Origin of the sequence: Marisediminitalea alba (assembly GCF_002993365.1) — a bacterium.
Taxonomy (GTDB): Bacteria; Pseudomonadota; Gammaproteobacteria; order Enterobacterales; family Alteromonadaceae; genus Alteromonas; species Alteromonas alba.
Genome location: NZ_PVNP01000193.1, coordinates 94,584 through 121,575, shown reverse-complemented (window position 1 = coordinate 121,575; position 26,992 = coordinate 94,584). Strand labels below are relative to the sequence as shown.

Genomic DNA, 26,992 nt, shown 5'->3' with positions numbered 1-26,992 from the left:
GTCCGGCAACAGACACTAATTAAAGTTATAACGCACACCCAGCGAAATAAAACTGGTATCAAAACCATCCTTTCCGCGTAAATATTCAGCTTCCAGACGGATAAACGTTTTGGTGGCCACATAGTAATCGAAGCCTAAACCAATGATTCCTGCAGCAACGCTTTCGTCATAAGCACAAATGGTTTGCGTACCAGCCGTAGCCACCGCTGCACCCACTTCACAATTGCCACTTCCACTGAGTTCTGCGCTCTGCACGCTGACGTTAGCAACGCCAAGCCGGTAAAACAACTCACCAACCGGATGTGATGCCTTTCCTAACACGCCAAGGTAAAGAGCGTCAGACTGCAAGCCGAAATCAGAACCATCGGCTTGAGCATCCACATCGGCCAATTGATAATAGCCGCCTTCCACATACCACTGCCGGTGGAACTGGTGACCTAACACAAGCTTATAGCTGAAAGCTTCATCCTGCGCCTGTCGGTATTCCAAATCAGAGTATCCGGCGCCAATTACTCCGTACATTCGTTCGATAGCGTGGGCCGACTGCGCACTAACCAGTACCAGCAATCCCCCTAAAAGTGATTTCAACTTCATAAATCTTCTCCCTGCTATCATTTAAAAGAAAAACTCAACGTTTATTTCTATGTGATCGTCGCGGCGCACAAAATAGTACGGATCGGTGGGTGAATCAGCAGAGAAAAAATAGCCATTGATGGTAAATTTCCAGTTATCCGTCATACGGCTGGACGCTTCAACAAAACCGCTGTAAGTGTTGGTATCATCGAGATCCTGCACATAACCGAACAGCACCTGGGTACCGTCAGGATCATTCCAAACCCAGCGTAAGCCCACCATTAAATCGTTTTGGGCCGGTGCAAAAAAGCTGTTATCACGTTCATCGTACTGGTACTCCATTAACCAGCCAATGTCATACACAGAATCGAAAATCCCCACCGTGGTGTATTCAAATCCACCCACTGCAGCATAAAAAGACTGCAAGTCGGTTTTCCGGTGAATAGCTTCAAGTTTGTACAACATGGCCCCATTGACCCACAGTAAATCTGCGCCCACTTGCTGCATTTGCTGATAATAGGGTCGTAGCAGTAAATCGTTAGTTTCGATGGCGCCATCAACCAACAATAACGGCTCACGGTTAGTCCCATCAAAATACGAAAGGCCGACTTCCCAGTCGCCCAGAGTCTGCTGCCAGCGAATGGCGTAATCAATATTCTGCTGCTCGTCTTCCGACTCATAAACGGCATTGTCATTGTTGATCGGCGCCAGCGGACGCAAACGTCCTTCCTCACCAGCAAAGGTACGCTCGCGGAAATAAGGCATTACAAATACGCTTATCGCGCCGCTTTCCATCAGATAAGAAGCACTGACCATAGGCTGGCCGAGTTTCTCCTCACCGTCCACCCGCTCAACAGCATCGGTTTGGTTAATTACGTCAACTAAATGCAGCGACTCGGTCTGGCCCCAGAAAACTTTACCAATACCAGCTTTAAATTCGTAGGAGTCAGCCGCGTGCAACCACATAAGCTCGCGGATGTCGGCATGAGTACGTTCATCGTCGTACTGATCGATTCGCATGAAAGGTTTGAAGGTTATCCTGTCATAACCATCATTCCAGTCGTAAAACACCTCTGGTGTAACCGTTAACGAGGTTTGTGCACGGGCTTGTTCAGGAAAAGCGGCGTCCTGCAGAAAAAAGCGCTGTTCAACGGTGAACACGCCGGAATATTCTACTTCAGCGTTAACAGAATAGCTTTGCGACAGCAGTCCGGAGGCCAGTAACAGCCCCATAGCATTGGTTAGTTTCATATTATCTGGCTCGTTTCAGACTGTCTTTGTCGAGATCGCTGTCTTTCAGACCGGTTTTAAATTCAATATCGTTAATGTACATGGCAGTACTTTTACCGGTTTGTTCATTAAACATCTCTGACGTATGCGGTCGCCAGTAAGCATCGAGATACAATTCGTAGTCATCCAGGATAAGGGTTTTGAGCAAGTCGCCTTTTTTGTCATAGAAGTCCATCTTTAACAAGCGGTAATGCTCTTTATCAATATAGGCAATTTGTTTCGAGTAACCGGAGTATTTATCCACAGGTGTTTGTTCCACAACAAAAACGTCCTGATCATCAAACTCATCATCCCCGGTGTAGTCAAATTTAAACTTCTCCAGTTCAAAAGACGTCATGTCTTCGTAAGCAAATTCACTGCTCATAAACGGGCCGGACTTATTCTGGGTGGCAATGCGTTTGACCCGCTTAACCTTGGGTAAATACATCCATTGATCATCCGGCGTCAGTGTATTTGAAAAACTTAAAAACGCGGCCCCTTTTACATCGGCTGGCGATTCAAATACGGTCAGTGACTTATCGCCCTCCTCTACTCTTTCGAGGGTATAAACCCGTAATTCACGCTCACTTTCTTTACCCCGGGCATCACGCAATACCATAGTGGTTGATGCCACGGTGTCTTCCCACCCTGAATTACGCGACTTTCTCTCAGTTGCAATGCGCAATCCCTCTGCTTCATCGGCACTTACCGCCGCAGGCCACAGTAGTGGTAAAGATAACCCGACTAGTAATGAACCAAATACAAGCTTACGTTCCAACATATTGAAATCCTTTATGCTTCTAAAGAGTTATTGGCAGATACTATACTGGTATCGAAAACAAATTACAGTAAGCCTACACGTTTAAAGCGATGGCAACCCACTACTCGTCGCTCTACACAGCATGATTACTGGTTCTGTTACCTAACTATAGTCGCCTTAACGGTAAGCACCAGCCACTAAACTGAACATAAAACCATCAATAGTAACTCCCACTAAGAGACCTTTTTTTCACCTTATATGTTTCTCCACACATCGAAATCACAAAAATAAACCATAAAATACATGAGGTTAACAATATGTTTGCAATTGAATTTTTTTTCTGTATCATTTGCAAAACCAACTGGTCAGATGAGCGGATGAGTTATGAGTATCAGAACAAGTTTGAAGAAAGTTTTACCTCCAATTTCAATTACAGAACAAGAAGCCCTGGATGCGGGTGATATTTGGTTAGAGTCTTCCATTTACCGTGGAGCCCCTGACATGGAGGCGTTGCGAGCAGTTCCTCAAGCCAAGCTGAGTGCCGATGAGCAAGCGTTCATGGACGGACCGGTGAAAGAACTGTTAGGCATGGTGGATGATTTTGAATTAGGTAATTCAAAACATATCCCACAACATATTCTTGATTTCTTGGGCGAGAATCGTTTTTTCTCGATGATCATTCCCAAGAAATTTGGGGGTCTGGAGTTTAGCCCTTATGCCAACTCGACCATCGTATCAACCATTGCAGCCAAAAGTGGCGCACTGGCAGTAACTGTTATGGTGCCTAATTCATTGGGCCCGGGCGAGCTGCTGATGCACTACGGTACTAAAGAGCAGCAGGATTACTGGCTGCCACGCCTGGCCGTAGGTAAAGACATTCCGTGCTTTGCCCTAACCAGCCCTGAAGCAGGTTCAGATGCCGGCGGCATCCCGGATGCAGCAATTGTTACCAAAGGCCAGTTTAACGGCGAAGAAGTGATTGGTCTGCGCGTAAGCTGGGATAAGCGTTATATCACGCTGGCACCTATTGCTACTGTACTGGGTCTGGCCTTTAAAGTATTCGATCCGGATCAGTTACTGGGCGACAAACTGGAACTGGGTATTACCTGTGCGCTGCTACCTAAGTCACACCCAGGCGTTGAGCTAGGCAACCGTCACGATCCCATGGGCGTCAGATTCTACAACGGTACTACCCGTGGTCAGGACGTATTCATCCCAATGGACTTTATCATTGGTGGTCAGAAGAATATCGGCCGTGGCTGGCAAATGCTGGTGAGCTGCTTAGGTGCGGGTCGCGGTATTTCACTGCCGGCAATGGGCACCGCTACAGCTCAAAGCGCGTTAAAGTCTACTGCCGAGTATGCGTTTGTTCGTGAACAATTCGGCCTGCCTATCGGGCGTTTTGAAGGTATTCAGGAAAAGCTGGCAGAAATTGCCGGTAAAACCTTCCTGTGTGAATCCATGCGTGTACTCACAACCGAAGGTCTGGGGGAAGGTCTCAAGCCATCAGTGGTTACCGCTATCGCCAAATATCACATGACCGAAATTGGTCGCCAGGTGATGAACGCAGCGATGGACGTGCAAGCAGGTAAAGCAATCCAGCGCGGTCCGCAAAACACGCTGGCAGCCGGCTACTCAGCATTACCTATCGCCATTACGGTAGAGGGCGCTAATATCCTGACCCGTAACCTGATGATCTTTGGCCAGGGGGCAATGCGTTGTCACCCGCACTTAAAAGAGATGGTTGACCTGATCTACAGCGAAGAAAAGTCGGCTGACGCGCAGTTTAACAAAGTGCTGCGTAAAACCGTGGGCTTTAGCGTGAAAAATGCTTTCCGCAGCTTGTTCAGCAGCTACCTGCCATTCTTACGTGGTGCGCAGTCCAGCCTGCCGGAAGTGCGTGGATATGAAAAACGTCTGAATGCGTTATCTGCCAAGCTGGCGCCAATGGCCGATTTGTCGCTGGCAGTACTGGGCGGCGATCTGAAAAAAGCCGAGCTACTGTCTGCTCGCTTAGGTGACATCATGAGCTACCTGTATGGTGCCATGGCAGCGATTCGTTTTTACGAGCAGCGCATTGAAGATCGTCAACAGGCTAAGCCATATTTCGATTATGCGATGCAGTGGTCACTACAGCAGGCCGAACAGGCACTGGTGAACTTTGTGCGTAACTTCCCGAACACGCCGACCCGCGGTCTGATGCGGTTACTTACCGCAACATACAGCGGCAGTGTCAGCACTATCAGCGATGATCTGATCCGCGAGTTGTCCATGGCAGCCCTGCAGGACAACAGCGTGAAAGCGCAGTTAACGCACCTGGTACAGCCAGTTGCAGGCGACGGTAACGACATCAATGAGCAGGCCTTCAAAGCCAAACACAAGGTACTGCCATTATTAAGCAAAGTGCAAAAAGCGCTGCGCAAAGAGCCTGTGGTGCCATTCCTCTCGTTTGAGAATGCGCTTAACAAACTCCAGGAGCGCGGTGTGGTGACGGCTGAAGAAGCCCGCGATCTGCACGACTATAACGAGAAACGTAAACTGGCAGTTCGTGTCGATGAGTTTACCTTTGACCTGGAGCTGATTTCAGCTGAAGCGCCCAGTCAGGAGACCAAAGACGCTGCCTGAGTAACGTCGTCTATCTAATTCAAAGCCGGGCCCTGAGCCCGGTTTTGTTGTTTTAATCACCACAATTTGCCGTATATCTCTCAAATAAGCTTGCATTACTAGCGCTTAAACTCAACACTATTAACCAAACGGCATTTGTAAACTGCGGGGAACGCCTGTGAACATTCAGGGGGAGGCTGCCCTGAATAGCCCGCACACCGAGTAATATAACGCAGTATGATCAAGTCACCGCCTTCATCAGCGAGTAGCACGACTACCAGAGAAGTTGTCGAACTGCTATACGCCAATGTTTTTACCGGGCTGGTTATGACCATCCTGACTATCAGTGCCGTTACCTTCGGCTTTGCCAACCCCGAAATAACCTCATACAAGTTTTCGCTGTGGGCGGGCATGATGTTTCTGTCATTGCTGCGCACCTTCGACGGTGCCTACTGGTATCTGCGCCTGCGCAACAGCAACTTCCCGCCACGCTGGCCACTCATACGATTTGTTCTCGGCTCTTCATTATCTGCGCTGATATGGGCATTTTTCTGTGTCAGCCTGTACGAGAGCATGTCGTTAATCGAACTGTCCACCACCATGGTTATTGTTGCCGCCATGGCTGGTGGTGCAGCAACCACCCTGGCCTCCCATTTACCGCTGGTGTTACTTTACACAACCTTATTGCTACTACCGTTATCGGTACGCGCCCTGTTCGACAGTGATGAGCAATTTACCCTACTGGGCGGGCTCGGTACCCTGTTTTGGGTAGCTATGTGCAGTGCCGCAGTAAAAGCTAATGATTTCACTAAACAGGCCATAGCCATCAAGCATGAAAACGAAGAGTTAGTTACGCTAATGCGTCAGGAGCGGAATGAAGTCAGAAGGGTCAATCAGGCGCTCCTCGACTCCAACCAGAAACTCGACCATGCCAATAGCAACCTCGAATCAGAAGTAAACCGGCGCACCAAAGAGCTGCAGGATATTTCTAACCGCGATCCGCTAACTAACCTGATGAACCGCATTGGCTTTATGCAAAATTTCAATGCTATTCTGGAGCGCGCTACCCAGGGTAAGTCCTCCATGGCCGTGTTATTTATCGATCTCGACGGCTTTAAACAAATTAACGATAGTCTGGGACACCAGGCTGGCGACGTGGTGCTATCCAAAGTCGCCGCCAAGCTGAGCGAGTACTGTGAAGCCAACTGTATCGGCCGCTGGGGCGGCGATGAATTTATCATTATTTTGCCCCATGCCGATGGTGATACCGCCGTTGCCATAGCCCTGGCAATCAAAAGCAGCCTGACCACACTGAATCCTATTGCCAACAGTCCGCTCTCCCTTGACGCCACCATAGGTATTGCCTTGTACCCATTACATGGCGATTCGGCTTCGACTCTGGTGCAGTTAGCCGACCTGACTATGTACCACTACAAACGCACTTCGCCGGGTCTGGTAGGTATTTACACAGAAGCACTGTACGACAAAATGCACCACGAGCAGCAACTTCGTGAAGGCTTACGCCAGGCCATAGAGAGAAAACAACTACTGGTGGTCTATCAACCTATTATCGACGCATCATCAAATCGCTTATGGGCAATTGAGGCACTATTACGCTGGCAGTTTAATGATACCTGGGTAAGCCCTGACGAGTTTATCCCGTTGGCAGAAAAAAGCGGTACTATCCACGACATCGGCGCCTGGGTATTACACCGGGCTTGTATTGATGCCGCCCAATGGGACGATGAATCCTTCGGCGTCTCGGTTAACGTCTCTGTACTACAACTGGTCAGTGAAGATTTTGTTGCCTGCGTAGACCGGGCACTTGCCAGTTCAGGGCTCGCACCACAACGCCTGCATCTGGAAGTCACAGAGTCAATCTTTGCCGACGATATGGCAGTACTTACCGCCAATATCAGTGCACTTAAAGCACGGCGAGTAAAAGTGGCTATCGATGATTTTGGTACCGGCTTTTCCTCGCTCAATTTACTCCAGTCACTCGACTTTGATCTGCTCAAAATAGACCGGGCTTTTGTGCAGCAGATGGCAGTCAGCAGTGATGCCATCGTGAAAGCAACAGTATTAATGGCCAAAGCGCTTGGCTGTAAAACCGTTGCTGAAGGCGTAGAAACAGAAGAGCAGGCCAGCCTGCTCAGACTGCTCGGCGTCGACTGCCTGCAGGGTTATTTATTTGCCCGCCCACTAGAGAAAAAAGCCCTCCAGGAGTGGTACACTAGCTGGCAGGATAATAAGTAGAACAAATTATGGCGCAACTCTATTTTTACTACTCGGCGATGAATGCCGGGAAATCAACTTCATTGCTGCAATCGGCGTACAACTATCGCGAACGGGGTATGAACCCGCTTATTTTTACCTTTGCGCTGGATAATCGTTTCGGCAGCGGCAAAGTGGCCTCCCGCATTGGTCTGGAAGCCGACGCCCGGCTGTACAGCGAAGACGATGACCTGCTCAGCGTCATTGCTAAACTACACAGCGAACACTATGTGGATTGTGTTTTTATTGATGAGGCTCAGTTCTTAACCAAAGCCCAGGTATCGCAACTTATTGAGGTGGTGGATGAGCTGGATATTCCGGTTCTCGCCTATGGCCTGCGCACCGACTTTTTAGGCGAAACCTTCACCGGTAGTCACTACCTGCTGGCCTGGGCCGACAAGCTTTTCGAACTCAAAACCGTGTGTCATTGCGGCCGCAAAGCCAACTTTGTGGTGCGTATCGACGAAAACGGTGTGGCAGTCACCAGTGGTGCACAGGTGGAAATCGGTGGTAATGACCGCTACGAATCCATGTGCCGTAAACATTTTAAAGCGCTGGTGTGGGACCCTGCCAAAAGAAGCGAACAATAAGATAGCATTGACAATCGCCGCGCGAGCCTGCAAATTGAATAAATTATTCCAAATTATTCAATTTGCAGGGAATCAATATGTCTGCCATTCGCGCTACCCAACTTCTCGCCGGCCTGGTGTTATTTACCACTACCGCCTGCTCTGCTACGCCTGATAAATCAACGGCACCGCCTCAGAACACCACTGCGGTAGTAAAACAGGCATTGACGGAGTTTTACACCCCGGGTATGGGGGTTGGAATCATTCATCAGGGCGAAACCGTCTATCTTAAAGGTGTAGGGCAGCGCAACCTCGCCGGTAATTTACCGGTGACTCAAAGTACTTACTTCCGTCTAGCTTCAACGTCCAAAGCCTTCACGGCTGCCGCGCTGGCTATGGCAATTGATGAGTTCTCACTAAGCTGGCAAACCAAAGTCATCGACATCCTGCCAGAGTTTCAAATGCAGGATCCCTGGGTAACCCGGGAGTTCACCTTACTGGACCTGTTAACCCACCGTTCAGGGCTTGCCAGCGGTGCCGGCGACAGCATGCTATGGCCGGAGCCCAGTGGCTTCAGCCGAGAGGAGATTATTCATAACCTGCGCTACCTGACGCCGGTCAGTAGCTTTCGCAGCGAATATGCATACAGCAACCTGATGTTTATCACCGCGGGTGAAATTGTTGCGCAGCTTTATGGTAAACCCTACGCCTCGGTGATAGAGGAAAAAATCTTTGCGCCGCTTGATATGCAATGTTTTGCCGGCGATCTGAATGACGCCGCCCTGCAAAATGCCGCCATGAGCTACGGTCACAGCGAAGAGCGCGGTTTGTACGCTATCCCTCGTAATGCCATTAACGGCACTGAGCTGGTGTCAGCCGCAGCAGGAGGCATTGTGTGTAACGCAGAGGAAATGCTCAAATGGGTAGCCATGTGGTTGAATGATGGCCAGACAGCTGACGGCGAGACTCTGCTTACCCCTGGTCAGATTGCCTTTATGCAAAAAGCCCATAGGGTGCTGTCGGTTTCCAGCACGGATGAAGAGTGGGACAACACCAGCCTCAAGTCTTACGGGCTTGGCTGGCGGTTATCCAATGTGTATGGTCATAAAGTAGTATCACATACGGGTACTTTGTCAGGCTATCAGGCCTACGTAGCCCTGGTGCCTGATTCGGAGCTGGGCGTCGTACTGCTTAACAACGGCTCAAACTATGGTGCCCGCAGTGCCGTAATGCAGCATATTCTCAAGGCCTACATTGCGCCACAGGAAAAAACCGACTGGGTCCAAACTTTAAAAGACTATCAGGCTGAGCGCGAAGCCATTTATCTGGATAACTATTCTGTGCCTGAAGGAACAGGAGAAGTGATTCTGGATCCGCTTGCCTATGCCGGGCAATTCTCTGACCAGTGGTTTGGGCAACTAACCATTACCATGATAAACAACCAGTTGCGGATCCAATCTGAAAAAATGACTACCTTAACCGGCAGCCTGGAAGCGTTTGCTGATCACACGTTTGTGATCCGCTGGGATAACCAGAATGCCGCCAGTGATGCGTTTATTCACTTCGATGTGAACACCAGGCGGGAAGTGACCGGTTTCAGCTTGTACCCTTTCACAGACAAGGAAAAAGCGTCTCACGAATACACAGACATGTACTTCAACAAAAATGATTCAGAAAAACTATCAGATTAATCACTATTAATAGATATATTAGACTTAACTTTACTCATATAGTGTCTGTAACCAATCAGGAGACAGACACATGAGTAAACTTATCAATCAAATTAAACAACGTATCGCGGCTGAAAAACGTGAGGCTGAAACAAACTGTAACTATGCCAATAATTATTATGGCGATCAGCTTTGCAAAGGCTCAGTCAACAAGCGTTAGTAGTAAAACCGTGACCTGACATTGGATGCAGCGCCCTTCCCGGGCGCTCTTTTATTGCGGAAATGTTAATTTAACCACCTTAGGTTTTCGGGTCTTTTTATCCCGCCCTACCAGATAAAAATTACCCGCGGTATCCTTGGCCTCTGTGCCGAAAAACAAAAAATCTTTCAGTTCCGGCATCGCATAATTCACCGTTGCCCCGGATATTTTCTCGTAAATTAACCACTCAGGATCCGTGCCAGAGCGACGACTGACCCCCATTACAAATTGTTCACCATCAACCGTAAACAAACTGGGAATATTTGCCTCACCGGCCGGATTAAACAAACCGTGATTTATCAGCTTTTCAGCACCTGATTCATTAGCCTGTACCTGCAGCAGGTAACCCTGTCCCAGTGTGAAATATACATCGCCGTTGCGCATATTGGTGTAACCAATAATGCCCCGGTAACGGGTCATATCCTGGCTTTGATAGTCGGGTAACGGATATTGAGTCACCGGATTGAGGTTTTGATCAAATTCAACAAGCATCGCCGATGGTTCTTCGTTAATGCCACTTTGCGATACTTTGGGTACGTAAACATGGCCTTTACCATCAACCAAAAACTGGCGTGACACATGACCAGGTACAGAACCCACTTCGATTTTATTGACCTTTGCTGATTGCGTGTCGTACTGATACAGCACATGCCCCCAGTAACCCAGCGCATAAATATAGCGGCCATCGGTGTTAACCGCAATTAACGCTTCCGGGGTAGCAAAGAGATGCTCCCATTGTCCGGATTGGTTATTTACCCGCCACAGATGACCACCATAATCAGGTAATCGCACATCGGTTTCACCTGCTTCATCAAAACTGGAAAAGTAAAGATAGCCATCATTGGCAGCGACAATCTGACTGTGAATTTTGCCCTGACTCTGGCTCGCAGAACCTATTCCCTCGCGCCTGAGCTCACTGACCACATCCCCCATCACTGCTGGCTGACCAGCAGCATTGACCTTTAGCAGATGGGCACTTCTGGGATCACCGTAAGACTCCGCCAGACCCACATAAATATTACCCGCAGGATCGTTACCCACCGAACCCCAGGACACATCGGTACGGCCTACGTCCGGCAACAATACAGGCTCGACTTGTGGTTTCTTAAAATGACGCTCTGACACAGGCTCGTAATGCCGCTTAACGGGCTTAACAAGTTCAGCATTAAAGGGGGGTTGTGGCTTTTCACCCACCGAGGTATCTAAGCCCGGTCCACTACTTAGCCAACCAAATACAACAATCGCGATAACGATAACGATAACGATAACGAAAAATAACCCACCAAATAATTTCACTGTTCAAACTCCCTGGCCGTTGATGCCTGACTGGTTGTCGCCTGCAACAAATTATTAAGCTACCAAACCCCGTTCGGATTGCCCAGTTAATTCAACGCTTTCAATGCTGGTTTGTGGCTATTTTGCAGCGCCTTGCAACACCGTCACTTCAGTTTACAGGGGCCAGAAAAAATTCGGCGCGTAAATTTATACTTTTGTGACTTTTGTTCTACATTTACTAAGTACCATTAGTTAGGCATCAGTGTTATTTATGCATATTCATAAATGTAAAAAATATTCGCTATTTACTTATTTTTAATAATCATACTTAATCGAAAAAATCTAACCGGATAAACCACCTACACGAAATACCACTAAGCCTCAGTAAATAAAGTTAAATTAATTTACTTAATTGATTAAGAAAATTGCTTGACGTCTGACGACACATTAACTATTGTTAACATCGATATAACAAGTTCGCACCGTTCAAACTTTAGTTAGGGCACTAAACATGAAGACTAAACACATTTTTAAACCAGCGTTGTTGTCACTGGCTGTGACCTCAGCAATGTATTCAGGCCACGCGTTATCACAAGAAAATAACGGCGCCAGTGAGCCTGATGTAGAAGTAATTGCAGTAAAAGGTATTCGCGGCTCACTGATGCGTGCTCAGGCCATCAAGATGGACAACACGTCGATTGTTGAAGCCATTTCTGCTGAAGACATCGGTAAACTGCCGGATTCATCTATCGCAGAATCGCTGGCACGTCTGCCAGGCCTTGCCGGTGAGCGCGTTGGCGGCCGGACTTCGGGTATCTCTGTTCGTGGTTTTAAAGAAGATTTCACCGGTACATCCTTAAATGGCCGTGAACTAATCGGTATTGGTGACAACCGCGGCGTTGAATACGACCTGTACCCTTCTGAAATCATGACCGGTGCAACCATTTACAAAACCACTGAAGCCGACCTGATGGTTCAGGGTATTGGTGGTACCGTTGACCTGCAAACTGTGCGTCCGCTTGCTGCTCAGGAAACCCTGACATTAACCGGCGTATACGAAATGGGCGGCAACGATTCCGATAACCCGGAATTCGACAACACCGGTAAGCGTCTGGCGTTATCATTTGTTGAGAAATTTGCTGACGATACCGTGGGTATCGCTGTAGCACTTGCCACTACCGAATCACCACGTAACGAACGTAAATACGGTGTTTGGGGATACAGTGCCAATGACGATGGCCAAATTACACCGTCAGGTCTGGATACACAGGCCATCAGCCGTGAGCTGGACCGTGACACTATTTCAGCCGTCCTCCAATGGCGCCCTACCGATAACCTCGACATCGTCGTGGATGCGCTGAGTATCGATTACTCAGATTCAGGCGTTATTCGTGGTTTCATCGAACCTTTCAATGCTGCAGAAGGATCACTGTCAGGCTCAGGTATTAATGTTTCTGGTACTCAGGCTAGCGTAAACCCGGTTCTGCGTACTGACCCGGCACAAAAAGACGGCGAACTGCAAACCCTTGGCCTGAATGTTAAATACAACATTGACGATAACTGGTCGATAATGGTTGACGCGGCAAACAGCCAGTCAGAAAAGCGCGACCTGCGCGGTGAATCATACGCCGGTTTAGCCCGTAACGGTGCCATCGATACCTTCGGCACCCGCCAGTTCCAAATGAGCGCTGACGGGGTATTCTTCACTGGCAGCACGGGCCTTGAAGCCTTCTCTGATCCTGCTCTGTTACAACTTACCGGCCCCCAACAATGGGGTGGCGGTATGGCGAACATTGCCGATCAGTTTGCCACTGACGTAAACACAGTATTTACCGACAAGGATGGCAACCCCATTCCATTCAGTTATTTAAATGCTCAGGATGGTTTCTTAAACTACGCAGACTTTGAAGAAGAACTGACTACCGTACGTGTTGAAGCAGAAGGCTATGTAGAGTGGGGCATTGTTAACAAAATCAAGTATGGAGTTAACTACAGCGATCGCTACAAGATGAAAGACAATAAAGGTTTCTTTGCGACCGCTTCATCCTATCCTTATTCAGAAGCCATTCCTTCAGAGTATCTGTATAACGGACTGGCCGATCTGAGCTGGGCTGGTCTTGGTCAGGTAGTCGCTTATGACGGTTTCGCTCCCTACAACGACGGCGAATATACGCTGAATGATGCAGGTTTACTTGAACCGGATCGTTTAGGTGATACCTACACTGTCGATGAAGAAGTCGTTACGATTTACGCCAAGTTTGATTTTGAAACCGAAATCAATGGCTTCCCGGTTATCGGTAACTTTGGTGCGCAGTATGTGGATACGACGCAGTCTTCTACAGGTTACTTAGGCATTGTCGGCTCAAACTTCGCCGTCTGTGATGACAATGATGACGGCCAGGTGGATGCAGACTGCATCTTAAGTGAAGGCGATGAGTACAGCCATTTCCTGCCAAGCCTGAACGTAAGCATTGAAGTTGACGACAACCAGTTCATTCGTGTCGCGGCCAACAAAACCATCAGCCGTGCCCGTATCGATCAGATGAAGGCATCAGGTTTTGTTAAGTTCGACCAGAACGTTGACTTAATTACCATTCCAAACAGCCAGGCAGATGTAGATGAATACGGTTCACCATGGAGCAAATTCCGAGGCAACCCAACGTTACGTCCACTGGAAGCTAATAACTTCGACTTGTCTTTCGAGAAGTACTTCGACGACGAAGGTTACGTAGCATTAACATTCTTCTACAAAGACCTGGTTAACTGGACAGACGACGCCCGTGAGATAATCGACTTTACCAACGATTCAACCAACAATGGCGCCAACTACTTTATCCCTGGCTTCCATGACCGTATTATCCAGACCACTGGTCTGTATGGTCCGGCCAACGTGGCTTACGATGCTGGTGATTTAGCGACGCCGCCGGACTTTGGTTACTTTGAGTACTTCCAGGATGGTCTGGAAGGTGAAGTAAAAGGTACCGAGCTGACCGCCAATATTCCACTGGGTAACTTTATCAGTGCGCTGGAAGGCTTTGGTTTTGCCGGCTCTGCAACCATTATCGATGCAGAACTGGAAAATGGCTCACCTATTCCGGGCCAGTCTGACCAGGTTCTGTCACTGACTGCTTATTACGAAATGGATGGTTTTGAAGTTCGTGTGGCCGCTACCGACCGCTCTGAATTTGCCACCTACCAGCGTGGCGGTTCTAACAAGATTGAAACAGCAACCCGTGACAAGATCACTCAGGTTGATGCGCAAATCAGTTACGACTTCGAAGGCAGCGGTATTGAGTATCTGGAAGGCCTGCGTATTTCACTGCAGGGCACTAACCTGACAGATGAAAAAGAAGAAACCATCGGCGGCGACGGCATCGTGACCCTGCGTCGTGAGTTTGGTCCTTCTTACATGCTGAACTTCAACTACTCGTTCTACTAAGCTTAAGTTGTTAAAAAGCCCCGCATTTGTGGGGCTTTTTTGTTCCAGCCGGTTTGCTTTTCCCTTTAAATTCACTAGAGTCAAAAGCAAACCGATGAAAACATGCCTGAGGATGATTGATGCCTGATGCAATTAAAAAAGTAGTCATTGCCGGTGGCGGCACCGCCGGCTGGATGACCGCAGCGCTGCTCAACAAAGTACTGGGTAACAGCGTTACAATCGAACTTGTCGAGTCAGAGCAAATTGGTATTGTGGGCGTTGGCGAAGCGACGATCCCGCCGATTCAAACCTTTAATCGTTTTTTAGGGATCGACGAAAAGGCCTTTCTGAGGGAAACCCAGGGCACCATTAAACTGGCCATTAAGTTTGAAAACTGGCGTAAACCTGGCGAAAGCTATTACCACACTTTTGGTGCACCCGGCACTACCATGGGCTTTTGTAGTTTCCATCACTACTGGCTGAAAGCTAAAGAGGCCGGATTAGATAAATCATTCTGGGATTTCGACCTGAATTATCTTGCCTGCCAGCAGGGTAAGTTTAATAAAATTAATACTCAGAATCCGCTTTATGATATGCCTTACGCCTATCACTTCGACTCAGCACTATACGGGCAGTTTCTGCGCCGCTTTGCAGAGCAAGGCGGCGTAAAGCGCACAGAGGGTATCATTGAGCATGTTCAGCAACATCCCCAAAGCGGTTTTATCACCGGCTTGCAGCTAACTGATGGACGGCAAATCGAAGGTGATTTGTTTATCGACTGCACCGGCTTAAACGGCTTATTGATTCGTAAAACCCTGGGCGTCAATTATGAAGACTGGAGTCATTGGTTACCCGCCGACTCGGCGCAGGCCGTGCCCAGTGAGCGCTTTGACAAAACTCTGCCCTATACACGCAGTATTGCGCACAGCTGTGGCTGGCAATGGCGAATTCCACTGACGCACCGAAACGGCAATGGCATTGTTTACAGCTCGCAATTTACCACAGATGAACAGGCCAACGAGACCCTACTCGGTAACCTCGACACTGAAGCACTGGGCGAACCTCGCACTATCCGCTTTAATACCGGTCGCACCGACCAGCAATGGTGCAAAAACGTAGTGGCCATCGGCTTATCCAGCGGCTTCCTTGAACCGCTGGAATCCACCAGCATTCACCTGATCCAGTCGGGCATTATCCGGCTGATGAAAATGTTTCCTAATCAGGGCATTTCACCCGCCATGGTTGATATGTATAACGCCGAGTCAAAGGATGAGTTTGAAACCATCCGCGACTTCATTATTTTGCATTATCATGTCAATGAGCGTGATGATAGCGAGTTCTGGCGGGCCATGCGCGAAATGACTATCCCGGACAGGCTGGCGCAAAAGATTGAGGCATTTAAGGAAACCGCCGCAATATTCAATGAACAGAACGACATTTTCCGTGATGCCTCCTGGGTTCAGGTGATGATGGGACAAGGTCTGTCGCCCCGGGATTATCACGCCGCCGTAAACGCCATGGATAAGCAAACCCTGCTCAGCGCCATGCAGCAAATTCAACAGGCCAAAATGCAGCCGGTAGCCAAGCTGCTAGGCCATGACGAATTTATAGAGCGGTACACCAGCGCATGAGTAACAAGCCATTACATGTTGTTATTGCCGGCGGTGGCACGGCTGGCTGGATGACCGCCAACCTGCTGGCTAAACGCTGGTTAAATCAGCCGGTAACCATCACTCTGGTAGAATCACCGGATATTGGCATTATTGGCGTTGGTGAAGGCTCTACGCCCACCTTAAAACGCTTCTTCAGCGACATGGGGATTGCTGAGCAGGACTGGATGCCCGAGTGTAATGCTACCTATAAAGTCAGTATTCGTTTTGAAGGCTGGAGTCCGGGGGCGAACATCCCCGCTTACTCACACCCGTTTATCAGCCAGCTCGACACCTTTAGCGAACGCTCCTTTTACGTGAACTGCTTTCACCGGCGTATGGGGCAGGATGTTACTACCCGCCCTGATGAGTTTTTGTTTAACGGCTGGCTTGCCAAACATCAGCGCAGTCCGGTGACACCGCCAAACTTTCCTTTTCGTATTGAGTACGGCTACCATTTCGACTCGGGCCTTGTGGGCGAGTTTTTAAAAAAACATGCTCAGGGGCTGGGCGTGATACATAAAGCGCTCAATATTACCGACGTAGAATGTCATCCCAACGGCGATATTGCCGCGCTGCACAGCAAAGAAGGCGAGCGCGTTGAAGGCGACTTTTTTATTGATTGCACCGGTTTTCAATCATTGCTATTACAAAAAACCTTAGGGGTTAATTTTAAGTCGTTTAAAGATAACCTGTTTAACGACTCAGCAGTGGTCTGCCCTACTCCGGCGCAAACCGAGCTCCCGGTTGAAACCCGCGCTACGGCACTTTCTGCCGGCTGGGCATGGCAGATCCCGCTGACTAACCGCACGGGTAATGGCTATGTGTACAGCAGCGACTTTATCAGTGACGAACAGGCCGCCAGTGAATTGTGTCGCCATTTAGGCGTGGAAGAAGAGTCTGCAGCGTTACGTAAAATCACCATGAACGTTGGGCAGGTAGAACGCCACTGGGCTAAGAACTGCCTCGCCGTTGGCTTATCACAGGGTTTTATTGAGCCACTTGAAGCCACAGCGCTGCATCTGGTGCAAACCAGCGTAGAGATTTTTCTCGATCACGTTGATGAGGGCGGCTTTTCTGAGACGCAGCGCCGTGCGTATAACCAGCTCATCAGCGAACGATTCGAACGGGTGCGAGACTATATTGTGGCGCACTATCGCCTGAATACCCGCTCTGACAGCGAATACTGGCTGGCCAATCAAAATAACGAGAACCTGTCTGATTCCTTACTGCATTTGCTCAATGTCTGGTATCGCCGCGGCGACCTGGGCCAGGAAATTCAACGTCAACAGCTCGATTCTCATTTTGGTAATACATCATGGCACTGCTTACTGGCAGGTTACGGCGCATTCCCGCCGCTGGAAAAAGGCGCTACCGCCACAGATTTGTATAAACAAAATGAACTGGCTGCGTTCTTCGAAGGCTGTTTACTGAATTTTAAAGCGCAATAGCCCCTTATTGCAGTTCTGCCCGTCTCATTCGAGTTGTGGTTAATGGGTAAACCAATCGAATTCGCCTGTCTAAACGTACTAAGCTGACAATTCAAATCTTTTTGTACGTTTAGTAAGGATAACTGATGTCGGGAGACACACACCAGGCGAATCAACATACCGACTCGCCCTTAACCGAAGAAGAAGAGCAGGATATTCGTGAGCATCAGAGCTTAAATTCGGTCTCACTGTATGCGGTAACCCACCGCGAGGGTCTGGAAGAACTTAAGCGGCCCTTTATGTCACTTTGGTGGTCGGGTGTCGCAGCAGGCATCGGCATATCGACTTCGGTACTTGCCGAAGGGATTCTACACACCGTATTTGCTGGCTCAGACAGCCAGTTTGCACTGGAAAACCTTGGTTATACGGTGGGCTTTGTATTGGTTATCATGGGCCGGTTACAACTGTTTACTGAAAATACGCTAACTGTCATTTTGCCCTTACTGACCCATCGTTCGTGGCAAATGCTCGGTTGTCTGGGCCGGTTATGGGGAATCGTATTTGTGGCCAATATGGTGGGTACGCTGCTGGCCGCCTACCTGATGTACGGCCTGCATGCGGTGCCAACTGAGTATATCGAAGGTATGAATGCGATATCCCGGCATTATGCCGAGTTAGCATTTTCTGAGGCATTTTCTTACGGCATCATTTCAGGCTTTCTGATTGCTGCCATTGTGTGGATGAAGCCATCAGTGCAGGACGCTGCATTTTTCGTGATTGTGATGTTTACTTACCTGATTGCCATAGGCAATTTTACCCACGTGATTGCCGGGTCTACGGAGCTTTTTCTGCTGGCTATGCAGGGAGAAATTACTGTTGGTCATGCCGCTAACATCATATTTGCCACGTTATTAGGCAATATTGCTGGCGGTACCTGCCTGTTCGCTTTGCTGGCCCATGGGCAGGTTGCTCACGAGATTGAACCGGATTGATAAGCCCGGTCCAATCCAGGGGCTAAATCAGATGGTTTCGCCTAATTTAATTTCGTATGGCAGCGACATCGAGGTATTGTCACCAGACAACAGAAGTTTGGCGGCTTCCATTCCTTTCTCCACACTAGACTGACAGACGGTTGCCATGTAAGGGCGGGTCCGGGCGGCCTCTTCAATGCCGTCGAAGCCGGTGATCCGCAGTTCACCGGGAATATCAATCCCCATGGTGAGCGCGCACTGCAATAACTCAAGAGCAATTATGTCACTCATACACAGAATAACATCGGGTCGCGGCCAACTTTGTAACACTTCCCTGGCGGCCTGAACAGCATACATACCGGCGTTTTCCGGCAAGTTCCAGATCCAGTCGGTTGCCACTTCGATACCCATTTCTTTTAATGCTCGGCAGTACCCGTCCAGACGACGATAGGTAATGGATGACTCAGCGTCAAGCAACGGGCTGTCATAAATGCGGCAGGTGCTGGGCGAATCAATCAGACGCAGTCCGAGAATCGCCGCTCTATCGCCCGGTCTGAGGGCCGCTTTCGCAATTTCGTAGCTGGCCTTTTCGTTATCGATATTAATTGCCGGGCGGCCTTCGAGGTTAAAATCGACCGTGACGACTGGTTTACTTTGCTGATTTAACTGAGTGGATAAGGCGCCATTTCGCGGCGCGCCGTAACAGATAAACCCATCAACAAAATCCACCACATCAGTAATAGTGTCGGAGTCACCGGCATATAAAAGGAGGTGTTTCTGATTCTCACGCAGTACTCGCGATACGCCCTGAATAAAGGTGTTAGCAACCGGATCGGTTACCATGTAGTCGAGACTGTCAGCCAGTACCAGAGCAACGATGTTTGACTGTCCCTTACGCAGGATCTGGGCTGCGCGATTTGGGCCGGTATAACCAATCTCTTTACAGGCCTCGAGGATCTCGGTGCGTTTATTCGCTGATAACTGATCCGGGCGATTAAACGCATTAGAAATAGTCGCTGTAGAAACACCGAGCTGCTTAGCAACATCTTTTAAAGTAAGCTTTTTCATAACGTTATCAACTATTCCCAACCGAGCACATTGCTGCAATCTTCTAAATGTATCTTAAGACGCACTTAATTTCATTAAGTTTAAAAAAATGTTAAAAATAATTCTAGCATAAAACAAAAGGTTAAGCGTTCTAAATCGTTTAACCTTTTGTTTAAGGGCAAGCCAGTGTGGCTCGGGTGGGATACTAACTTAGCGGGTACCGAATATTTTGTCGCCGGCATCGCCCAGACCAGGCAGGATATAGCCTTTTTCATTGAGTCGATCGTCTATGGATGCGGTGTAAATATCAACGTCGGGATGCGCAGCTTCTACAGCCGCGATACCTTCTGGCGCTGCGACCAGAAACAGCCCCATTATTTTTTTACAGCCTTTTTGTTTCAGCAGGTCGATAGTGGCAATCAGCGTACCGCCGGTGGCCAGCATCGGGTCAACGATTAGCGCGGTCCGCTTATCGATGTTTTTTACCACTTTGTCAAAATAAGCAACCGGTTGCAGGGTCTCTTCATCACGATATAACCCCACCACGCTGATCTTGGCGTTGGGAATAAGGTTCAGCACTCCGTCGAGCATACCCAGGCCGGCCCGGAGTATAGGCACTACGGTAATTTTTTTGCCTTTGATGCTTTTAACTTTAAGGCTTTCACCGGTCCAACCTTTAATGTCTACCAGCTCAACCGGCAAATGGCGAGTGGCTTCGTAGGTTAACAGGTTGCCTACTTCGCCTGCCAGCTCCCGAAAATCCTTACTGCTGATGGCAGCTTCTCGCATCAGGCCAATTTTATGTTGAATAAGTGGGTGGGTGATTTCATGAATAGCCATAATGAACATGCCTGTGTGAAAACAATAGTTATGGCTATGGTACGACAAAACACTCACAAATTGTGAGTGTTTTGGGCGCTATATAAAGGGTTTACCGGTGGTTTACTGAATGGATTCCACCACCTGATTGCTGTGGCGGCTAAACATATCACGCACTTTTGACACCGACTGGCCACTTTTCAGGTTTACGACTACAGCATAGTGCTTAGCCTTAACCGCTTTGCGGACCACTTCGATTATCTGCGTGCGGTCAGGTCGCAGGCTCAGCAGACCTGCCACAAACAGGCCGATAAAAATACCCGGCGAAATAACCGCTATATAGGTTGCCAGCGGATTCTGCTGCGTGAGCGCAGGTCCGATATTAACCAGCAAATAAGCGGTAATCAGCCCTACCACAAGCCCTGCAGCGCCGAGCAGCAAGTGCGAATACCACATCATTTTACCCAGCGCCTTGCTGTCGCCTTCCAGCTTACGATTAAAGTCGCTGTCATCAGGTTCTATCAGCGTAACCTGCTGAGATTCTACGTCGGTGCCACGCACCACTTGTTCGATAGCTGTATTAGCATTGAGCTTTGAATCGAAGACCGATGCAATCTGCACCTGCTCCGCATTCACCAATTTTGTACGATAGTTTTGGTCAGACTCAGACATACTGTACCCCGTCTTTTTTCTTACATTCATTAAACAGGATACAATCTTTGCGCCAGGTTATAAGCTGCTGTTTTTGCTTACATAAACTAAGTGCACCACATAAAACCGTATAGAGAGCGTGCAATTATGGCAGGTACCCTGAAATATTTTCAGCAAAAAAACAGGGCGAAAGCGCCCTGTCAAAAAAGTGTTGATAATGTCCAAATTATCCGCACCTCGTGCTCATCACTAAAAAATAGCTACTCTCCGCTCTCACTGGTCGCCAGCAGGAAGGTTTCCGCTTTAACACATTTGCGCTCAAACTGACGCTGGCATTTACCAATTACTCGCAGGGTAATGTCAGATAGCGGAAACACTTTGCAGGCCAGCACCACGCCGGCAGCCTGTTCTTCTTCACTCACATGACAGCGGCTCATTTTTTTTGCCGTATACTCACCACTCTCAATCCGAATTTTGCAGATCCCGCAGCCGCCGCCCCGGCAGCCAACCGGGATCCCTTTACGTCCGAGGCGCGCCATGCCATCCAGCAACGACTCATTTGCACGACAGGAGTAGCTTTCCTGGGTGTTAAGAATGTCGATTGTATAGGTCATTATGCTCTCCCCTGCCCCGACGCGCTTTAATGTTGGTTATGCGCTAGCTTGCGCTCTGGCCTCGATTTCGGCTTTGCGGATTTCAGATGCCAGACTACCGGCGATGCTCCAATTCTCGGGCTCAACGGTATAGCAGTTGCCGCGGATATCGGCCTTATCAACCTTTAACGTAACTGCCAGCATATCAGTAAACTGTTCAGCAATGGCCTGGCGCTGCTCAAGGGAACGCCCTTTCATCACAATGAACTCAAAGAACGGGGCATTTTTCCCGCCTTTGCTTACCAGTTTGCCGCCCACACCAATTAAGTTTGGTGCGTGCAGATCGACAAACACGCGAATGCGATCAACCGGACTGTCCAGTACCTCGGCATAAATCTGCGTGGCCTGTTCAATCACCGACTCAATCTGGCCTTCGCTGATATCTTTGTCAGCAAGGTGAAATTTAACAATTGGCATAACACTACTCCCGATAAACAGGTTTTATGAACCTGAAAAAATCATTAATTATTAAATGCTTACTGATAAACGTCGCAAGCGTAGCTATAGCAAGCGCAGCAGTTTGTCCACGCCTACGGCAACCCTTTACGACGACCAGAGTCGAGCATAATCGTTGAGCCGGTCATGCCGATTGCGCGATCATCCAACAAGTTACACACTGCCCAGCCCACCTGTTCGGCGGTGGTAAACAGATGCACCGAGGACTCTTCCAATAACTCTTCCAGTACATCATCCACGCTTATACCGCGTTGCTCGGCTCGAGCCGCCGCCACATTGCGCAAACGGTCACTGTCGGCAGGGCCAGGCGCAATAGTGTGGGCACTGATGCCGTGGCGGCCATAGGCCAGCGAAAGCTGGCGCATAACATTGACCAGTGCGGCATTCGCCACGCCGGCAGACGCGGCATATTCAGTCGGCTCAAGGCCATAATGCCCGCCGATGGCGACTATGCGCGCGTTGTCACTAAAGTGTTCATCGGCAGCACGACTCAGACGTAAGATGCCGCCTACTTTAATATTGACCGCATCCACCATGGCTGCTGTGGGCGCTTTCAGAATGCCCCCGGCAACGGCCACACCAGGGCCATGCACCACCATTTTTACCGGACCGGTAATGGCAGATTTAATCGCCTCAATGGCGCTATCCTGGCTGATATCAGCCTGCACCACACTAACGTCACTAAATTGTTCAGTTAAACTAGCCAGCGAGTCGGCGCTGCGGCCAACGGCCAGAACATGCAGGCCGTTGTCGATAAGTTGTCGGACGATTTCCACGCCGAAGGTACCGGTTGCACCCACAACGATGGCAAGATTTTTATCAGGCATAATGTACCTTTTTAAACAGCTTCTTTTAACAGGCCTTTCTCTTTGGCCAGCGTCATAGCGGTATCCTGGATCATGTCTTCCTGACCACCGATCATCTTCTTACGCCCCAGCTCAACCAGAATATCCCGGGCTGATAAACCGTACTTCTCGGCCGCCTTTTTGGCATGCAACAGGAAGGTTGAGTAAACCCCGGCATAACCTAACGTCAGCGAGTCACGGTCGATGCGAACCATATGGTCCATCATGGGGGTAATGATGTCTTCGGCGATATCCATCAGCTTGAACAGATCCAGGCCGGTAGGAATACCCATTCGCTCAAGCACAGCAGCGAGTACTTCTAATGGCGTATTACCTGCGCCAGCACCAAGTCCGGCAACAGACGCGTCAATGCGAGTAGCACCGGCTTTAATTGCCGCTACCGAATTCGATACGCCCAGCGCCATGTTGTGATGGCCATGGAAACCAATTTCGGTCTCTGGCTTAAGTTCACCGCGCAGACGGCTAATCACTTCAGTGACATCTTCCGGCAGCATAAATCCGGCTGAGTCAGTGATGTATACGGTATTGGCACCATAAGACTCCATTAGCAATGCCTGCTCAGTAAGCCCCTTTGGCGTATTCAGGTGCGACATCATTAAAAAGCCGGAGGTATCCATGCCTAGTTCACGCGCAAAAGCGATGTGCTGAGGTGAGGTGTCAGCTTCGGTACAGTGGGTAGCAACGTGAACGCTGCGCGCGCCATTGTCGTGGGCCGACTTCAGTTCTTTCATAGTGCCAAGGCCAGGAATAAGCAGTACCGAGATAATGGTTTGTTTTACTGCCTCTGCTACCGCACTGATGTACTCTTCGTTGCTGGCAAGGGCAAAGCCATGCTGCAGCGAATTTCCGCCTAACCCGGCGCCATGAGTAACCTGAATGTAGGGTACACCAGCGTCGTCCATCGCTTTTGCGACTTTAACCATTTGTTCTACACTGATTTGCTCCTTTTTAGCGTGCATACCATCGCGCAGACACATGTCATGTAAGATAATGTTTTTGCTCATTACGCTGCCTCCACCGGGGTTAACGTGATAGTGCCGTTGGCAATTTCTTCGGCAAACATTTCTGCGGTGCGGGTAGCCGCCGCCGTCATAATGTCGAGGTTACCGGCATATTTCGGCAGGTAATCACCCAGACCAGCGACTTCCATAAACACCGCCACTTTGTTGCCTTCGAAAGTCGGGCCATTCACCAGCTTGTAACCGGGCACGTATTTCTGAACCTGTTCAATCATCTTCAGTACTGAGTCGCGGATCGCCACTTCGTCGGGTTCGCCTTCGGTCAGGCAGTAAATGGTGTTACGCATAATGATCGGAGGATCAGCGGGATTGATTATGGCCAGCGCCTTGCCTTTTTTCGCACCACCCACTTTTTCAATGGCATTGGAGGTGGTATAGGTAAATTCGTCCAGGTTGGCGCGGGTACCCGCACCAATGGATTTACTCGACAGGCTGGCAATAATTTCGGCGTATTCCACGCCCTGTACCTGTGCTACCGCGTTAACAATAGGAATGGTTGCCTGACCGGCACAGGAAATCATATTCACATTCATTTCCTGCTTGTCGGCATGCTCTTTCAGGTTGACCGGCGGTACACACAGCGGACCGATCGCCGCCGGGGTGAGGTCAATCATCATCACCCCTTTGGCATTTAACTTACGGCTGTTTTCCGCGTGTACATAAGCACTGGTGGCATCAAAAGCAATTTGAATACCGTCTTCTTCCACATGAGGAAGCAGTCCGTCCACGCCTTCGGCAGTGGTTTTCAGCCCCATTTTTTTAGCCCGGGCCAGGCCTTCGGATTCAGGGTCAATACCCACCATCCAGACCGGCTCCAGCCACTCGCTGCGCATCACTTTATACATCAGGTCGGTACCGATATTGCCCGAACCAATTAACGCACATTTAATCTTTTTCATTGCTATTTCCCCTCTGCATTCAGTGGTTGTTGGGCTGCCTGCTGAGCCTGACTGCGCTCTTTCATGGTCATTCCGGACACGAAAAAGTCGTGTTCACCGTGTTCAGTTATAAGGATCCGCACTGACTCACGTTTAACGCCCAGCGACGATACCAGCGCGTCGGTAACGGCTTTGGCGGCATTGCATTTTTGTTCTTCCGTTCGCCCTGTCATGAGGTGCATTTCGATTATTGGCATGGTTGTTCTCCGTTCAATTAGCGGGTTTATTCGAAACGCAGACTAACGCTGCCCAAATCCTGATAGCGTGCAATCACGTTGTCACCAGGTTTCACCGCCACGGCAGCGGTAATTCCGCCACTCATCACAAAGCTTCCGGCTGGCAGGGTTTCACCCATGTCATGCAGAATATTGACGACCATGGCCACCGCATCGGCCGGATGACCCATTACCGCAGCAGAAGAGCCCATTTCAACAATTTCGCCGTTAAGCTCCATGGCGACACCAATACCATCGACTTCGATATCATCAACGTAACGTGGACGACCGCCCGCCACAAAACGGGCTGATGAACTGTTATCTGCAATCACACTGGGTAAATCGAACTTAAAGTTTTCATAGCGCGAATCGATGACCTCAACGGCTGGCATCACAAAATCGGTTGCCGCCAGTACATCGGCGCGCGTGCAGGCCGGGCCGCTCAGGTCGGCCTTGGTGACAAACGCCACTTCGCATTCCACCCGGGGATGCACCATATCGTGGGTACTGATGGCGGTATTTTCCGGCCGTGACATGGCATCGGTTAAAAAACCAATTGACGGTTTATCCACGCCCATCTGAACCATTTTGGCTTTTGAGGTTAAGCCTGCTTTCCAGCCAATCAGCTTCTCGCCTTGCTCTATGAACCGGGCACGCAGGGCATTCTGCACAGCATAGCCGTCTTCAATGGTCATTTCTGGGTATTCGTTGGTGAGTTTTGCGATATCATTCGCACGGCGCTGAGCACCTTCCACTCGCTCACAGAAACGGATAATTTGTTCTTGGGTTAAGCTGGTTTTCATACTTTTGTGCTCCCGGCAAAATTCACTTTACAACCACCCACGCCGGCGATGTAACACTCCAGTTCGTCACCATCGGTAACGGGTACCAGGGCAGACTGTGAGCCGGACAGGATCACCTCGCCTGCTTTAAACGGAATACCAAGTTCACCCAGAGTATTGGCCAGCCAGGCCACCGCGTTAAAAGGCGAGCCTTGTACTGCTGCGCCCACACCGGTAGAGAACAGCTCACCATTTTTGTACAGGGTCATACCTGCCATGGTGATATCCACCTTGCGGGGATCGGCTTTGATGTTACTGACCACATACACACCGCAAGAGGCATTGTCGGCCACGGTGTCCTGAATTTTGATTTTCCAGTCGGTGATCCGTGAGTCGACAATCTCGAAACACGGGCTCACATAATCGGTGGCACGGATCACGTCTACCGCAGTAATGCCCGGGCCAATCAGGTCTTCTTTGAGCACAATGGCCAGCTCCGCTTCTGCTTTAGGCTGAATAAGCTCGTTAAGGTCGATAGTTTCGCCTTCCTGGTACACCATTTTGTCGGTGAGCTGACCAAAGTCTGGCTGAAAGACGCCGAGAAAATCCTGTACCGCTTTGCTGGTGACGCCAATTTTTTTGCCTACAATTTTCTCACCGGCGTCCAGGCGACGCTGGATATATTGCAACTGAATCTCGTAAGCCTGCTCTAAAGTAATATCCGGGTGTTGCTCGGTAAACGGCACCAGCGTGTTGCGTGACACCATGGCCTCATACAACGCATTACCTAGTTTTTTAATTTGTGAATTATCCATGTCTGACCGC

The 26,992-nt window shown here is 49.4% G+C and carries 24 protein-coding genes; 9 read left to right on the top strand and 15 right to left on the bottom strand.

The features are described 5' to 3' along the window. Positions 1-15 precede the first annotated feature (15 nt). The 3 genes from C6Y40_RS19185 to C6Y40_RS19175 are packed head-to-tail and all read right to left on the bottom strand — an operon-like array spanning position 16 to position 2,623. Positions 16-594 carry an outer membrane beta-barrel protein gene (locus tag C6Y40_RS19185; protein ID WP_170308538.1) on the bottom strand — a complete coding sequence of 193 codons (579 nt, stop codon included), beginning with the start codon at positions 592-594 and terminating at the stop codon, positions 16-18. Positions 595-615: 21 nt separating this feature from the next. Beyond that, positions 616-1,824: a TonB-dependent receptor gene (locus tag C6Y40_RS19180; protein WP_240622020.1), complete on the bottom strand. Its 1,209-nt coding sequence runs from the start codon at positions 1,822-1,824 to the stop codon at positions 616-618. 1 nt (position 1,825) lies between these two features. Then, positions 1,826-2,623: an outer membrane lipoprotein-sorting protein gene (locus C6Y40_RS19175; protein ID WP_105936014.1), complete on the bottom strand. Its 798-nt coding sequence runs from the start codon at positions 2,621-2,623 to the stop codon at positions 1,826-1,828. Positions 2,624-2,986: 363 nt separating this feature from the next. On the opposite strand from C6Y40_RS19175, the gene C6Y40_RS19170 reads away from it, so the two are divergent. The 5 genes from C6Y40_RS19170 to C6Y40_RS25440 all read left to right on the top strand — a co-directional run bounded on the left by C6Y40_RS19170 (position 2,987) and on the right by C6Y40_RS25440 (position 9,939). Continuing rightward, positions 2,987-5,227 (top strand): acyl-CoA dehydrogenase, encoded by a 2,241-nt coding sequence (locus C6Y40_RS19170; protein ID WP_105936013.1) that lies wholly within the window; start codon positions 2,987-2,989, stop codon positions 5,225-5,227. A 216-nt stretch (positions 5,228-5,443) separates the two neighbouring features. Continuing rightward, positions 5,444-7,462, top strand: a complete 2,019-nt coding sequence (locus tag C6Y40_RS19165) for a putative bifunctional diguanylate cyclase/phosphodiesterase (protein WP_105936012.1) — start codon at positions 5,444-5,446, stop codon at positions 7,460-7,462. A gap of 8 nt (positions 7,463-7,470) precedes the next feature. Then, positions 7,471-8,070, top strand: a complete 600-nt coding sequence (locus C6Y40_RS19160) for a thymidine kinase (protein ID WP_105936011.1) — start codon at positions 7,471-7,473, stop codon at positions 8,068-8,070. Between the two features lie 77 nt (positions 8,071-8,147). Then, entirely contained in the window at positions 8,148-9,740 is a 1,593-nt protein-coding gene (locus tag C6Y40_RS19155) for a serine hydrolase (protein WP_105936010.1), read from the top strand. 70 nt (positions 9,741-9,810) lie between these two features. After that, a complete protein-coding gene (locus C6Y40_RS25440; RefSeq protein WP_276309525.1) occupies positions 9,811-9,939 on the top strand; it encodes a hypothetical protein in 129 nt (42 codons plus the stop codon). Positions 9,940-9,990: 51 nt separating this feature from the next. Here C6Y40_RS25440 and C6Y40_RS19150 read toward each other — a convergent pair whose 3' ends face one another. After that, complete coding sequence (locus tag C6Y40_RS19150; RefSeq protein ID WP_105936009.1) at positions 9,991-11,274, bottom strand: NHL repeat-containing protein; 1,284 nt, start codon at positions 11,272-11,274, stop codon at positions 9,991-9,993. 490 nt (positions 11,275-11,764) lie between these two features. On the opposite strand from C6Y40_RS19150, the gene C6Y40_RS19145 reads away from it, so the two are divergent. The 4 genes from C6Y40_RS19145 to C6Y40_RS19130 all read left to right on the top strand — a co-directional run bounded on the left by C6Y40_RS19145 (position 11,765) and on the right by C6Y40_RS19130 (position 18,742). After that, on the top strand, positions 11,765-14,692 hold the full coding sequence (locus C6Y40_RS19145; RefSeq protein ID WP_105936008.1) for a TonB-dependent receptor: 2,928 nt from the start codon (positions 11,765-11,767) through the stop codon (positions 14,690-14,692). A gap of 119 nt (positions 14,693-14,811) precedes the next feature. Further along, positions 14,812-16,302 carry a tryptophan halogenase family protein gene (locus tag C6Y40_RS19140; RefSeq protein ID WP_105936007.1) on the top strand — a complete coding sequence of 497 codons (1,491 nt, stop codon included), beginning with the start codon at positions 14,812-14,814 and terminating at the stop codon, positions 16,300-16,302. Further along, entirely contained in the window at positions 16,299-17,771 is a 1,473-nt protein-coding gene (locus C6Y40_RS19135; protein WP_105936006.1) for a tryptophan halogenase family protein, read from the top strand. Before C6Y40_RS19140 ends, C6Y40_RS19135 begins: the two co-directional genes overlap by 4 nt. A gap of 125 nt (positions 17,772-17,896) precedes the next feature. Further along, positions 17,897-18,742, top strand: a complete 846-nt coding sequence (locus C6Y40_RS19130) for a formate/nitrite transporter family protein (protein WP_105936005.1) — start codon at positions 17,897-17,899, stop codon at positions 18,740-18,742. A gap of 27 nt (positions 18,743-18,769) precedes the next feature. On the opposite strand, the gene C6Y40_RS19125 is transcribed toward C6Y40_RS19130, so the two are convergent. The 11 genes from C6Y40_RS19125 to dmpE form a co-directional block, all read right to left on the bottom strand. After that, on the bottom strand, positions 18,770-19,789 hold the full coding sequence (locus C6Y40_RS19125; protein ID WP_105936004.1) for a LacI family DNA-binding transcriptional regulator: 1,020 nt from the start codon (positions 19,787-19,789) through the stop codon (positions 18,770-18,772). 189 nt (positions 19,790-19,978) lie between these two features. Next, on the bottom strand, positions 19,979-20,608 hold the full coding sequence (gene upp / locus C6Y40_RS19120) for a uracil phosphoribosyltransferase (protein ID WP_105936003.1): 630 nt from the start codon (positions 20,606-20,608) through the stop codon (positions 19,979-19,981). 102 nt (positions 20,609-20,710) lie between these two features. Next, positions 20,711-21,259, bottom strand: coding sequence for a hypothetical protein (locus C6Y40_RS19115; RefSeq protein ID WP_240622019.1), 549 nt, complete (start codon positions 21,257-21,259; stop codon positions 20,711-20,713). A 239-nt stretch (positions 21,260-21,498) separates the two neighbouring features. Further along, positions 21,499-21,852, bottom strand: coding sequence for a 2Fe-2S iron-sulfur cluster-binding protein (locus tag C6Y40_RS19110; protein ID WP_105936001.1), 354 nt, complete (start codon positions 21,850-21,852; stop codon positions 21,499-21,501). Positions 21,853-21,888: 36 nt separating this feature from the next. Then, positions 21,889-22,308 (bottom strand): tautomerase family protein, encoded by a 420-nt coding sequence (locus C6Y40_RS19105; protein ID WP_105936000.1) that lies wholly within the window; start codon positions 22,306-22,308, stop codon positions 21,889-21,891. 113 nt (positions 22,309-22,421) lie between these two features. Next, positions 22,422-23,174 (bottom strand): SDR family NAD(P)-dependent oxidoreductase, encoded by a 753-nt coding sequence (locus C6Y40_RS19100; RefSeq protein ID WP_105935999.1) that lies wholly within the window; start codon positions 23,172-23,174, stop codon positions 22,422-22,424. Positions 23,175-23,185: 11 nt separating this feature from the next. Beyond that, a complete protein-coding gene (gene dmpG, locus C6Y40_RS19095) occupies positions 23,186-24,217 on the bottom strand; it encodes a 4-hydroxy-2-oxovalerate aldolase (RefSeq protein ID WP_105935998.1) in 1,032 nt (343 codons plus the stop codon). Continuing rightward, complete coding sequence (locus tag C6Y40_RS19090) at positions 24,217-25,131, bottom strand: acetaldehyde dehydrogenase (acetylating) (protein WP_105935997.1); 915 nt, start codon at positions 25,129-25,131, stop codon at positions 24,217-24,219. The genes dmpG and C6Y40_RS19090 overlap by 1 nt, the downstream gene beginning before the upstream one ends. Before the next feature lie 2 nt (positions 25,132-25,133). Then, a complete protein-coding gene (locus C6Y40_RS19085; RefSeq protein WP_105935996.1) occupies positions 25,134-25,367 on the bottom strand; it encodes a tautomerase family protein in 234 nt (77 codons plus the stop codon). Positions 25,368-25,393: 26 nt separating this feature from the next. Next, positions 25,394-26,188, bottom strand: a complete 795-nt coding sequence (gene dmpH / locus C6Y40_RS19080; protein ID WP_105935995.1) for a 2-oxo-3-hexenedioate decarboxylase — start codon at positions 26,186-26,188, stop codon at positions 25,394-25,396. Next, the gene (gene dmpE / locus C6Y40_RS19075) at positions 26,185-26,982 is read right to left on the bottom strand and encodes a 2-oxopent-4-enoate hydratase (RefSeq protein ID WP_105935994.1); all 798 of its coding nucleotides are present in this window, start codon (positions 26,980-26,982) and stop codon (positions 26,185-26,187) included. The genes dmpH and dmpE overlap by 4 nt, the downstream gene beginning before the upstream one ends. Between the last annotated feature and the right edge of the window lie 10 nt (positions 26,983-26,992).